This is a genomic window from Seonamhaeicola sp. ABD4_340 (genome assembly GCF_056312135.1).
Genome location: NZ_CM149981.1, coordinates 342,132 through 355,477, shown reverse-complemented (window position 1 = coordinate 355,477; position 13,346 = coordinate 342,132). Strand labels below are relative to the sequence as shown.

The following is a 13,346-nucleotide window of genomic DNA, read 5'->3' as shown; positions in this document are numbered from 1 at the left end:
ATTATATTTCTTTATCAATAGAATCGCAGTGTAAAAGCTCTTTGGTTTTCTTTTTAATAGCTTGTGTTTTTAAGCCTTTGTTTTTAGCTTTTAGCATTAAGTTGATAAGTGTGTTTTTTTCTAATTTTATGGCTTCTTGCATTTTTTTATCGTGCTCAATATCAAAATAAGTAACACCTTCAATTATAGTTTTTTCGGCTTTAGCGTACACAGATAAAGGGTTGTGAGACCACAAAACTACATCGGCATCTTTACCAATTTTTATACTCCCTACGCGGTCATCAATATGTAGTAATTTGGCAGGGTTTAAGGTTACAAATTTCCAAGCATCTTCATCACTTACGTTGCCATATTTTATGCTTTTAGCGGCTTCTTGGTTTAAGCGACGCGACATTTCAGCATCATCACTGTTAATAGCTACCGTTACTCCTGCATTGTGCATAATGCTTGCATTGTACGGTATAGCATCGTTTACTTCGTATTTATAGGCCCACCAATCACTAAATGTAGAGCCGCCAACACCGTGTTCTGCCATTTTATCGGCTACTTTATAACCTTCTAAAATATGTGTGAATGTGTTAATGTTGAAGTTAAATTTTTCGGCAACCTTCATGAGCATATTAATTTCGCTTTGTACATATGAATGACATGAAATAAAACGTTCTTTATTTAAAATTTCAGCAATAACGTCAAGTTCAATATCCTTTTTGTATGGCTTTCCGCTTTTCTTCAAATCATCATAAGCTTTGGCTCTTGTAAAATAATCAATATACAATTGCTCAACACCCATACGCGATTGAGGGAAGCGTGAGTAACTGCTCCAATTTGATTGTTTTACGTTTTCACCTAATGCAAATTTGATAAATTTAGGCGTATTGCTGTAAATTAAATTATCGGCAGATTCACCCCATTTTAATTTAATAATTGCAGAACGGCCACCAATAGGGTTTGCTGAACCATGTAAAATTTGAATAGATGTTACACCGCCAGCAAGATTGCGGTAAATATTAGTATCGGTTTCATCAATTACATCTTCAATTGTTACTTCGGCTGATGAGTTTTGTCCGCCCTCATTAACTGATGCTGTTGCAATATGCGAATGTTCGTCAATAATTCCAGCAGTTAAATGTTTGCCAGTAGCATTAATAACTTTGGCTTTGCCACTAGGCAAATCTTTACCAATTTTTGCAATTTTACCGTCTTTAATTAAAACATCGGTGTTTTGTAAAATACCTTCGGCTTCTCCCGTCCAAACGGTAGCATTTTTAAATAGTAGCGTTTCAGCTTCAGGTAACTTAGTAAAACCAAAGGCTTTATTAGGATAAGTAACAGAAAAAAATGTGTTATTATTTTCTTCATTATCGGTTTCTTTTTTTGCATCATCATCATCATCAACCTTTGATGATTTTACATTAAAAGGTAATATGTCTCCGTTTGGAAGAATAGATTTTCCTGTTAGCGTATTGGTGTCATCAACTTTAGCAACAATTCTAATAAATTCTTGTTTTGTAGTATCAATGGTTTTAAACGAAATATTTACCCAATCATCTTTATAATTTATTTTTGAACCTAACGTATGCGAACCCGTTGTTATTTTGGTTTTAGGTTTACTTAATTTACCAGAAACAACCATTTTATAAGGCTGATTATTAATATTAAAGGCATAGGTTCCTGAAATGTTTTTGGTGTTTAAACTTTCAAAAACTGTTTTTTGGCCTTGTACCCAGTTTTCATAAAGGGTGGTTTCTTTATCAAAAATATCACCAGAAGTAATTAAAAAGTTAGCTAAACATCCGTTTTTTAAAGAACCAATACTGGTGTTTTTATTTAATATTTGAGCAGGAATAGTGGTTAAAGCTGCTAAAGCTTTTTCTTTAGGAAGGCCAGCTTCTATAGCTTTTATTATTTTAGATTTTAGTTCTTTTACAGATTTTAGTTTGAAAGCCGTAAAAGCAAAATCAATGTTATTATCTGCTAAAATTTTTGGGTTATGTGGCTTTTGGTTCCATGCGCGCATATCTTCTAATGATAATGAAGCGGTTGCAAATGGGTCTTCCACATCATACGCATCAGGAAAGTTTAATGGTAAAATAATTTTAGCGTTTGTGGCTTTAATATCGTTAATACGCTCATATTCATCGCCACCACCAAGCATAACATATTGTATGCCGTAAGCATCGCCAATTTTGTCTGCACGCATTATATTTGCTCTACTACCTGCTTCAAAAAACTGAATTAAATTTTTGTTTGTATTTAAAGCTTCAAGTGATAAATCTTTGGTGCTAATATTACCTTTAGCATACCAATCTGCATCAATGTATAATTGTTTTAATAGTGCTATACTGCCCATTATAGAGCCAGGGTAATATTGTGATGAAGTTACACTTTTTTTAAACGATAAATAGTGTCCAGATGTTTCATTTATAATACGTTGTTCATTACCATTTGCGTTGTTTAGGGCAATTAATGCTCCGGTACCACGCACAATACCATCATGTATATGTGTGTTTACAACACCAAAACCAGCTTTAAGTAATTGGGTAGCTTTTTTTTTGTTGTAATTAAAATTGTTTATGGCATTGTTTTCGGGCATAACGTGGTCATTCCAGTAATAGCCAGTACGCGATGGGTTATACTGTGCTGAACGTGATTTTGATGCAGAGGCTTGAGGTTTTTCAATACCAAAATCAGAATAAATATCAATAAAAGACGGGTAAATACTTTTGCCATTTAAATCTATAACAATTGAATTTTTTGGAATGTTAACCAATTTACTAGCGTTTACAATTTTACCATCTTTAATTAAAAGCGTGCCCTTTTCTATAATTTGAGTAGGCGTTACGTAAATTTTAGCATTGGTTAATGCTGTGTAGTTAGTGTTTTGGGTTTTTACACCATCATTTTTAGGGAAATAGTCTTGAGCGTTTATTGTACACACAAAAAGTATGGCAATAAACCAAAGGTAGTTTTTAAGCATAAATAATATTTATTTTTGCGTTAAATTAGTTAATTTAAGAATTTATTAAAAAATTCTTAACACATTTTAACTTGTAGTAATAATTATTCATTAAAATAATTAACCAAAAGCGCCACAACATAGCTATAACTTTGCATGCCTTTGCTTTGGTTATTGGCCTTTAAGAAACCACTGTAAAAGGTTTTAAAAAAAGGTTCTATAGGGTTTTCATGCGCTTCCCAAAAAAGTCTTACCTCTTCGTAATGTTTTAAAATACCTTTATTAACAGTTTTAGTAATATCTTTAAAAAGTATTTCATCGCGTTTGTAAATTTCGTTTAAGCAATAGCGTAAGCCAAAGGCGTAACCACAGTATTTAAAATACACGTCATCATTATAAATAGAAGTCAAACAACCAATAAAATTAGCTTCATTTTCGGCAGCATAGCCCAATTGATGCGCCATTTCATGGGCAGAAGTTGTAGGGAATTTTATACTAGGTATTAACCCATCAACCTGCGCTTCATTGGTTAAAGGGTTTAAATAACCACTAAAACCCATATAAGTTAACGGGTAACTAAAAAGCGATTTTTTTATACTCTTTGGGTGGTATTCCAAATGGGGAAATGTGTTTTTTAAATTATCATATCCATTAGGCACCATTTTAAAAATATCACTTTTACTATAAGGCATCTTTACTTTAACAGTGTCATTTGTGGTAATTTCTAAATGCAATTCGTTAGACTTAGCAATCAGTTTATGTGTAACCGCTATTAACTGTTCAGTAGAATATTCACTACTTAAATTTAAGTTTTTATGCAGTGGTAAACGGTAATAATTTAAGCCCCAAAATAAGTGAAACGCAAAATACAGTAGGGCACAAGCCGCAGCAACATCAATAATCCAATTTTTGGTATCCTTAAAAATGCGTTTCCGGTTAATTATAACCCACCTTAAAACATATAAAATACCCAAGCCGTAAACAAAATCGCCAAACGAAAACGGTAACCAACCCAACACAAACCTAAATAGTTTAGCAATATAAATATACAGGCCATTGCTGTAAAAATTTTCAATAAAAACAGGGTTTTTAGAAGCCCATAACACCAGTAAATATTGCGGTATTAAACTAAGTGCAAGCAGTAATTTTTTATTTTTCAGCATAGTTTCAAAAATAATAAAATTTAGTACGGCAGCATAGTGCAAATTAATAAAGGTTTCTACCTGCTTTCCGTTATATCTTTTTTCACGTGCCTTAAAAAAAGGATGCCACTACAATCAGGAGTAGCTGCAAAAAAAAGTGCCTACTTGTAAAGGCTACATTTACTACTAAACAGTATCTTTGTGAAACTTGAATTAAATATTATGAACGCAGAAATAAGACAATTAGAACCCAAACAACTCTGGAATAAATTTGCCGATTTAAACGCAGTACCTCGCCCTTCAAAAAAAGAAGAACGCGTTATTGCCTTTATGAAACAATTTGGAGAAAATTTAGGTTTAAAAACCCAAGTTGATAAAGTTGGTAACGTTATTATTAAAAAACCAGCAACAACTGGAATGGAGCAAAGAACAACCGTAGTTATGCAGTCTCATTTAGATATGGTACATCAAAAAAACAACAATACTGTTTTTGATTTTGATACCCAAGGTATAGACATGTTTATTGAAGGCGATTGGGTAAAAGCAAAAGGCACAACCTTAGGCGCAGATAATGGTTTAGGCGTTGCCACTATAATGGCAATTTTAGAAAGTACAGATATAGCACACCCAGCAATAGAGGCCCTTTTTACCATAGATGAAGAAACTGGAATGACAGGTGCCATGGGGCTTGAAGGCGGACTTTTAAAAGGCGGAATTCTTTTGAATTTAGATACCGAAGAAGATGATGAAATTGGTGTGGGTTGTGCAGGTGGTGTAGATGTAACAGCCACAAGAACATACAAAGAAGAAGAAACACCAGAATTTAAAATAGGATTTTCTATTGAAGTAAAAGGGCTTCAAGGTGGGCATTCTGGTATGCAAATTCATGAAGGTTTAGGTAATGCCAACAAAATTATGAATCGCTTACTTTTTGATGGTTTTGAAAACTTTGGTTTACGTATTTCTGAAATTAATGGTGGTGGTTTACGTAACGCTATACCACGAGAAAGTAAAGCTATTGTAGCTATTGATGCTATTCATGAAGATGCTTTTTTACTTGAAATGGCAATGCTTTCAAACACCATAAAAAAAGAATTTAAAACTACAGATCCCGATTTAGATATTGTTATTTCAAAAACTGAAACACCCAAATTAATAATGGATTTAGGCGTGCAAGAGGGCGTAACAAGAGCTTTATATGCTGCTTTAAACGGTGTGTACCGTATGAGTACCGATATTCCAGATTTGGTTGAAACCTCTAATAATTTAGCGCGTGTGCATATTAAAGATGGTAATATAAAAATTGCCTGTTTAACACGTAGCTCAGTTGAAAGCGCAAAATTAGATTTGGCAAATACACTACGTGCCACTTTTGAACTTACAGGTTGTGAAGTTGAATTATCAGGTGATTATCCGGGTTGGACACCTAATATGGATTCTGCAATTTTAAAAGTAATGACTAAGTTGTATGAAGATTTAAATGGCGAAAAACCACACGTAGCGGCTTGTCATGCCGGTTTAGAGTGTGGTATTTTAGGGCAAAATTATCCTGAAATGGATATGATTAGTTTTGGCCCAAACATTAAAGGCGCACACTCACCCGATGAACGTGCGCAAATATCTTCGGTTAAAAAATACTGGAAGTTTGTTTTAGAAATTTTGAAAAACATTCCAGAAGCTTAAAATAGCTAGCTTAATAAATTATAAAAACTGCCACGCTAAATTCACAATAACAATTATAGTGGCAGTTTTTTTATTAAACTTCTGATGATTTAAAATATTTTCGTTTTAACCAAAAAGACACTTTTACAAGTAAAATTAAAGCGGGTACTTCAACTAAAGGGCCAATAACACCAGTAAATGCTTGTCCGGAATTTAAACCAAATACAGCAATTGCAACAGCAATGGCCAATTCAAAATTATTACCAGCAGCGGTAAAAGCAACAGCCGCAGTTTTTGTATAATTTGCGCCCACACCTTTGGTAAAAAAGAAGCCCACAATAAACATTATTATAAAGTATATTAGTAGCGGAACTGCTATAATTAAAACATCCATTGGTATTTCAACAATAAGTTCGCCTTTTAACGAAAACATTACTACTATGGTAAATAGTAATGCTATAAGCGTTAGCGGTGAAATGGTAGGTATAAATGTGTTGTTATACCAAGTTTCACCTTTCAGTTTAACTAAAAACACACGACTTAAAATGCCCATTAAAAAAGGTAAGCCTAAATATATCAATACGCTTTCTGCAATGGTAGCTATTGAAATATCAACTATGGCACCTTCAAAACCAAAAATAGGCGGCAGTTTTGTTATGAATAACCACGCATAAAAACTATAACCAAACACCTGAAAAATACTGTTTAAAGCAACTAAACCAGCACCATATTCGCTGCTGCCTTCAGCTAAATCATTCCATACTAAAACCATGGCAATACATCTGGCTAAACCAATTAAAATAAGGCCAACCATATATTCTGGATGATCTTGTAAAAAGGTAATGGCTAATACAAACATTAATATGGGACCAATAATCCAGTTTAATATTAATGAGGTTAATAGTATTTTTACATTTTTAAACACTTTAGGTAAAAGGCTGTAATTAACTTTTGCTAGCGGCGGATACATCATAACAATTAAACCAATTGCTATAGGAATATTTGTTGAGCCAGAACTCATGGAGTTTATAACGTTTGGTAGTGATGGTATAAAATACCCAAGCGCCACACCTATGGCCATGGCTAAAAATATCCAAAGGGTTAAATTTCTATCTAAAAAACTTAATTTTTTCATGCTTCTATTGTTTTATCGTAATAATGCGATTAATGGTTTCAAATTTTTTTTAGCAACATTGGTTGCTATTATTTATATCTTGATTTAAAAATGTACCTAAAACAGTTTTCATAGTCTTCCAAGTATCTTCATTAATACAATAACAAACGCTTGTACCTACAATGCTGCCTTTTATTAAACCAAGATTTTTTAGCTCTTTTAAATGTTGTGAAATAGTGGGTTGTGCTAAACCAATTTAGTTTACTAAATCTCCGCAATAACAACTATTTATTTTGAATAGATGCTCTAAAATAGCCACACGTGCCGGATGCGCAAAGGCCTTGGCTAAAAGTGCAATGTCATTTTGAGAGTTGGTAAATATTTCAGACTTAGTTAAACCCATTATTTATTTTTATATTGCAATATTACGATTAATAAAGCTTGCTTCAAAATTTTTATAAAAAAAACGCCTATTTTTTTATAGGCGTTTTTAATGTGTTGCTTTTGATTACTTTATTTAGATAAATTTTCTATGTTTTGAAGTTTGTTTTTTAATTCTTCAACTTTTTCAGGATGCTGTTCAGCAAGGTTATTTTGTTCACTTGGGTCTTTACTTAAATCAAAAAGTTGTTCTTGTGTTGTTAAACCACTTTCAATCTTTTTCTCTTCGGTAATCCATGTGCCTTTGTTTTTTGATGGTTTAATGTATTTCCAGTTTCCTTGCCTAAGAGCTAATGTATAGCCTTCTAAAATGACCTCTTGTCTTCCAGAGTCTGTTTTACCTAGTAGTGCATCTAAATAATTTTTAGAATCTAAAATTGAAGCTTCAGGTGTTTGGTTTGTTAAGGCTGCAAAAGAGCTGTAAAAATCTACTTGATTCATTAAAGCGTTCGAAACTTTTGGTGTTACTTTTTCTGGCCAATGTACAATTGTGGGTACCCTTGTGCCGGCTTCATAAACACTGTATTTACCTCCTCTATAAATACCTGCGGGTTTATGGTTTCCTAATTTTTCAACAGCATCATCTTCATAGCCATCATTTAATACAGGGCCATTATCACTAGTGAAAATAATCATGGTATTATTAGCAATACCTTCTGCTTCTAAAGATTTTACAATTTCACCAACAACATAATCTACCTGTACAATAGCATCACCTCTTGGGCCCATATTTGTTTTTCCTTGGAAGTTTTTATGAGGTAAACGTGGCACATGAATATCATGAAATGCATAGTATAAAAAGAAGGGTTGTTGCTTGTTGTTTTTTATAAAGTTATTGGCTTTATCGGTTAATTTGTATGGGAAATCTTCATCAATCCATTCTGCAGATTTTCCGCCTTTCATCCAACCAATTCTACTTATACCATTTATAATGGTTTTGTTATGTTGGTCGTCGGCTACTTGTCGTCTTAAATCAGGGTTTTCATAGCCTGTTGGTCTGTCACCAATTTTTTCAGTGTAGCTTACCTCTAACGGATCGTTTTCATTTAAATTCACAATATTTCCATTTTCCATATAAACCGAAGGCACTCTATCACCGGTTGAAGGTAAAAGAAAACTGTAATCAAAACCAATGTCATTGGGGCCAGGTTTAACGGTAGTATTCCAATTTACATTGCCATTACCTAAGCCAAGGTGCCATTTACCAATAACGGCTGTTTTGTAGCCTGCTTTTTTTAGCATTTTAGGTAACGTAGGCTGCTCAGTACTTATAATTAGCGGTGCATCACCTTTTAAAACGGCCGCTTTTCTTCTAAAAGCATAATTACCGGTAAGCATTGCATAACGTGATGGTGTACAAGTAGCTGTGGCACTGTGGGCATCAGTAAATTTTACACCATTAGTGGCTAATTTATCAATGTTTGGTGTATTAACACCTGTGGCACCGTAGCAACTTAAATCGCCATACCCTAAATCATCAACATAAAAAATAATAATGTTTGGGTTTTTGTTTGAAGTTTGATTTAAAGCTTCTTTTTCGGGTGTTTTTGTATTGTTTTTACACGAAAACGTAATTGCCAAAATAGCAAAAAAGAATAGTTTTTTCATAAGAATAGTTTAGATACACAAATCTAAAGAATTTTGAATTTATGAAGTTTGAATATGAATATAAATTTATATTTAAAACTAAAAAATTAAGGTACAGGATCATGGCCTGATCCGCCCCATGGGTGGCAACTAAAAATACGTTTTATTGCAAGCCAACCTCCTTTTAATAGCCCGTGTTTTTTTAAGGCTTCTTTACTGTATTGTGAACAGGTTGGGTGATACCTGCACGTTGCAGGTGTTAAAGGAGAAATAAATGTTTGATATATTTTTATTAAAAACAGAAATGGTGCTATGAGTATTTTTTTTATCATTTTATATTTCTGATATGTAAATACTTATTTAACATCATTAAAAGCGCATGTAAGAAGGCTAATATTTTTCTGAATTTTAGAAAATTTATTGTTTTATACCTTTCAGAATAACAAAATATTAAAAATTAGTTAACTGAAAATGTTGTGCCGTCTTTACCATCTTTAAGTACAATACCAACGTTTGCTAATTCATCTCTAATTTTATCAGAAAGGGCAAAATCTTTATTTGCTCTAGCTTCTTGCCTTAGTTTTATTAAAACATCTACAGCGCCAGCTAATTTATCGCCACCTGCGGCTGTTTGGGCATCTTTTAAAAGCCCTAAAACATCAAAAGCAAAAGTGTTCAAACTGTTTGATAATAGTGCAATATCATCAGCTGTTAGGGTGGCACTACCATCTTTAACTTGGTTTATATATTTAACAGCTTCAAATAAATTGGCTATTAAAATTGGTGTGTTGAAATCGTCATTCATGGCATCATAACATTTTTGAAGCCATTCATTTATATTTAATGATGATGAAGCAGAAGCTTTTAGCGATGGTATTAATGCCATAGCTTCCATAAGTCTGTTATAACCTTTTTCGCTGGCTAGTAAACCTGCATCGGTTAAATCTAACACACTTCGGTATGACGATTGCGCCATAAAAAACCGAATAACGCTAGGTGAGTAGGCTTTACTCATTTTATCATTATTACCCGAAAGCAATTCATGCGGATTTATGGTGTTACCTGTGGTTTTAGACATGCGTTGCCCGTTTAATTCAAGCATATTAGCGTGCATCCAATAATTTACAGGCGATTTACCCAAAGCTGCTTCATTTTGAGCTATTTCACACTCGTGGTGCGGAAATTTTAAATCCATACCACCACCATGAATGTCAAATGTTTCACCTAAATATTTTGTACTCATTGCAGTACACTCTAAGTGCCAACCCGGGAAACCATCACCCCATGGAGAAGGCCAACGCATTATATGTTGTGGTTCGGCTTTTTTCCAAAGCGCAAAATCTTGTGGGTTCTTTTTATCTGATTGTCCGTCAAGTTCGCGGGTGTTGTGAATTAAGTCTTCTAACTTACGTTTACTTAGTTTTCCGTATTCGTTAGATTCATCAAATTTATGCACATCAAAATAGACTGAGCCATTTATTACATAAGCAAAACCGTTGTCTATTATTTTAGAAATTAACTCAATCTGCTCAATAATATGGCCTGTTGCAGTAGGTTCAATGCTTGGTGGTAAAAAATTTAGTGTGCTTAAAACGTTATGAAAATCTACGGTGTAGCGTTGCACTACTTCCATAGGTTCAATTTGTTCTAAACGTGCTTTTTTTGTTATTTTATCTTCACCAACATCGGCATCATTTTCTAAATGTCCTGCATCAGTTATGTTTCTTACATAGCGTACTTTGTAACCTAAATGCTTTAGATATCTAAAAATCACATCAAAAGACATAAAAGTTCTAACATTACCCAAGTGTACATTGCTATACACTGTAGGGCCACAAACGTACATGCCTACGTGTCCTTCATTTATAGGTTTAAAAACTTCTTTTTGTCCAGTAATTGAATTATAAATTTTTATCTCCTGATTTTTGTAAAGTTGCATGGTTGCTGATGTGCTTTGGTTGTTGATTGCTAGAAATTACCCCTTAAAACTTAGTATCTAATTTTATATAATCTAAAAATTCTTTTCTGGTAGCCATGTCTTTAAATTTACCACCAAACTCTGATGTTACAGTGCTACTTTCAATATCTCTAATACCTCTAGAGTTTACACATAGGTGTTTAGCATCAATAACACAAGCTACATCTTTGGTGTTTAATACTTGTTGTAATTCTTTTACTATTTGAATGGTTAAACGCTCTTGTACTTGAGGGCGTTTTGCGTAGTAGTCTACAATACGATTCATTTTTGATAAACCTACAACCGTACCGTTAGAAATGTATGCTACGTGTGCTCTACCAACTATTGGTAATAAATGGTGCTCGCAGGTTGAGTAAACGGTAATGTTTTTTTCAACTAGCATTTCACCGTATTTGTATTTATTATCAAAAGTTGATGCGCTTGGTTTTTTACTAGGGTTTAGCCCTCCAAAAATTTCGTTTACAAACATTTTAGCCACACGGTTTGGTGTGCCTCTAAGGCTATCATCTGTAAGGTCTAAACCTAAGGTTTCCATTATATGGCGAACATCATCTTTTATGATGTCTATTTTTTCTTCATTAGTTAATTTGAAGGCATCACTACGCATAGGTGTGTCTTGCGATGTGCCAATGTGCTCATCTCCTAAAGCATCAAAATCATCTAAATTACTTTCCAATTTCATGTGTCTAAAACTTTTGTTTTTACGGTTGAAAAACGTAAAAAATAAACTTTGGAGTGCAAAGATACGTTTTTCGGTTATTTAACTAATATTATTAACAATTAATTGTAATTTATTGCTAATGCTTGTTTTGGTCTGTTTAATTAGGGAATCATTACAAAAAAGAAAAGCCTGAGGGGGCTATTCTCCTCAAGCTTTTAACACTCAAAAAAAGTTATTAAGTGGTTATATGTTAAAACTTAATGATATTGTTACGTTAGAATCTTTTCTGTCTCGTGTTGCTATTGGGGCGTTACCAAAATCTAAATTATACAGTGTGTTCATGTAAGATCTTTCAAAATAATCATAGGTTACATCTAGTTTTGTATTGCCAAAATTATAACCTAAACCAAGTGAGTAACCATTTAAATCGCCTACTGTAAAACCATCTTTATATGGGCTTTCTTCAAAACGGTAACCACCTCTAAAGCTAAATTGTTTGTGTTTGTATTCGCCACCAAATCTGTAAGTAGAAGCATCAGTAAATGTATTACTTATATTTTCATTTAAAACCTGGTAGAAATCATCATTTTCAGGTCTAAATTCGGTGTTGCTAAAATCTTTTCTAGAGTAATCAAAACTAATTAAACCTTTGTTACCAAATACATAGGCTAAACTTCCTGTAACTTTTGAAGGTGTTTTTAGTTTATATTGGGGGTAAATATTTATTATTTGCGGATTTATACCAACAAAATCATTAGCACCATCGGTACCTAAATATTGTGAAGTTTCTTCTTCAATAGTATACCAAGTAGGAGAATCATAAGTTAAACCAACTCTAAATTCATTAGTAACTTTCATGATACCACCAAGTTGAAATGAAAAACCATTACCTCTTGTGGTTAAATTATTTTCAAATTCAACAAAATTAACTGTTGAACCTACATTATTATTTTCTTCAAAAAGTAATGTAGAACGTTGATAATCTATAAAGTGAGAATTTAAATTTAAACCTAAATACAAGTTGTCTTCATACTGTGTAGCTACGTTAAAAGAGACTTTGCCGTTGTAACCAGTGGCAGCATACGTGTAGTCATGTTGAAAATCACCGGCAGCTATATTTGAGGTGTAATTAGTATTTGCATCGCCGTTTTCTTCAGGTTCTAATATAAAACTTTCATAACCCAAAAAAGCTTGTTGATGGGGGAAACCAAATGAACTACCAATATCTAAATAGGCATCTGCTAAAGATTCGCCTTCAAAAGCTGAAATTTCATCTAATCTTAAACCTTGGGCAAAATCATAAAAATAACTAGCAATAGAATTACTAAAATCAGGGTCAACAACAGTATTTAAACCTTGCGCATACCAATTATTTTCATGATTTGCTGTACGTTCATAAGCCACGGCTAATGAAAATTTACGCCATGGCGAGTTATTGTTGCTGGCAAACACAAATGCAGCACCTGCTTGGTTAATATCAAAGTTTGTATCATCAGTTCTACCAGTGCCACCAAAATAATCTGTTTTATTTTTAGTGTTAAGGCTTGCTCCTGTAATGGAAGCATGACTTCGGCTAAAAACAGCAGAACTTGCTGGGTTTATACTTACCGCACTCATGTCTCCACCTAAGGCGCCAAAAGCGCCACTTAAGGCTCTAAAACGCGCTGTTCCTTGAATTTCGTCTTGAGAATATCGAAGCGCATCGGTTAAATCTTGACCGTAAACTGCAGACATAGATAGCAAGCCTATGCAAAGTAATTGTAACTTTTTCATATGTGATATTTATTTTTTTTTAAACTGAAATT

The 13,346-nt window shown here is 33.4% G+C and carries 9 protein-coding genes and 1 pseudogene; 1 reads left to right on the top strand and 9 read right to left on the bottom strand.

Annotated elements, in window-relative coordinates:
* Window position 1: 1 nt before the first annotated feature.
* Both ACYX4H_RS01535 and ACYX4H_RS01530 read right to left on the bottom strand, forming a co-directional pair.
* On the bottom strand, window positions 2-2,977 hold the full coding sequence (locus tag ACYX4H_RS01535; RefSeq protein ID WP_476237456.1) for an amidohydrolase family protein: 2,976 nt from the start codon (window positions 2,975-2,977) through the stop codon (window positions 2-4).
* Window positions 2,978-3,060: 83 nt separating this feature from the next.
* Window positions 3,061-4,119 (bottom strand): DUF3810 domain-containing protein, encoded by a 1,059-nt coding sequence (locus tag ACYX4H_RS01530; RefSeq protein ID WP_476237454.1) that lies wholly within the window; start codon window positions 4,117-4,119, stop codon window positions 3,061-3,063.
* Between the two features lie 201 nt (window positions 4,120-4,320).
* On the opposite strand from ACYX4H_RS01530, the gene ACYX4H_RS01525 reads away from it, so the two are divergent.
* Window positions 4,321-5,781 carry an aminoacyl-histidine dipeptidase gene (locus ACYX4H_RS01525; RefSeq protein ID WP_476237453.1) on the top strand — a complete coding sequence of 487 codons (1,461 nt, stop codon included), beginning with the start codon at window positions 4,321-4,323 and terminating at the stop codon, window positions 5,779-5,781.
* 73 nt (window positions 5,782-5,854) lie between these two features.
* On the opposite strand, the gene arsB is transcribed toward ACYX4H_RS01525, so the two are convergent.
* The 7 genes and pseudogenes from arsB to ACYX4H_RS01490 all read right to left on the bottom strand — a co-directional run bounded on the left by arsB (window position 5,855) and on the right by ACYX4H_RS01490 (window position 13,314).
* Entirely contained in the window at window positions 5,855-6,895 is a 1,041-nt protein-coding gene (gene arsB, locus ACYX4H_RS01520) for an ACR3 family arsenite efflux transporter (RefSeq protein ID WP_476237452.1), read from the bottom strand.
* 49 nt (window positions 6,896-6,944) lie between these two features.
* Window positions 6,945-7,277 (bottom strand): annotated as a pseudogene (locus ACYX4H_RS01515) (ArsR/SmtB family transcription factor).
* Window positions 7,278-7,387: 110 nt separating this feature from the next.
* Window positions 7,388-8,923 (bottom strand): sulfatase family protein, encoded by a 1,536-nt coding sequence (locus ACYX4H_RS01510; protein ID WP_476237451.1) that lies wholly within the window; start codon window positions 8,921-8,923, stop codon window positions 7,388-7,390.
* Window positions 8,924-9,009: 86 nt separating this feature from the next.
* Window positions 9,010-9,234 (bottom strand): membrane protein insertion efficiency factor YidD, encoded by a 225-nt coding sequence (gene yidD / locus ACYX4H_RS01505; RefSeq protein WP_475295415.1) that lies wholly within the window; start codon window positions 9,232-9,234, stop codon window positions 9,010-9,012.
* 125 nt (window positions 9,235-9,359) lie between these two features.
* Window positions 9,360-10,841 carry a cysteine--tRNA ligase gene (gene cysS, locus ACYX4H_RS01500; protein WP_476237450.1) on the bottom strand — a complete coding sequence of 494 codons (1,482 nt, stop codon included), beginning with the start codon at window positions 10,839-10,841 and terminating at the stop codon, window positions 9,360-9,362.
* Between the two features lie 43 nt (window positions 10,842-10,884).
* A complete protein-coding gene (gene folE, locus ACYX4H_RS01495; RefSeq protein WP_475295413.1) occupies window positions 10,885-11,562 on the bottom strand; it encodes a GTP cyclohydrolase I FolE in 678 nt (225 codons plus the stop codon).
* 222 nt (window positions 11,563-11,784) lie between these two features.
* The gene (locus ACYX4H_RS01490; RefSeq protein ID WP_476237449.1) at window positions 11,785-13,314 is read right to left on the bottom strand and encodes an OmpP1/FadL family transporter; all 1,530 of its coding nucleotides are present in this window, start codon (window positions 13,312-13,314) and stop codon (window positions 11,785-11,787) included.
* Window positions 13,315-13,346 lie beyond the last annotated feature (32 nt).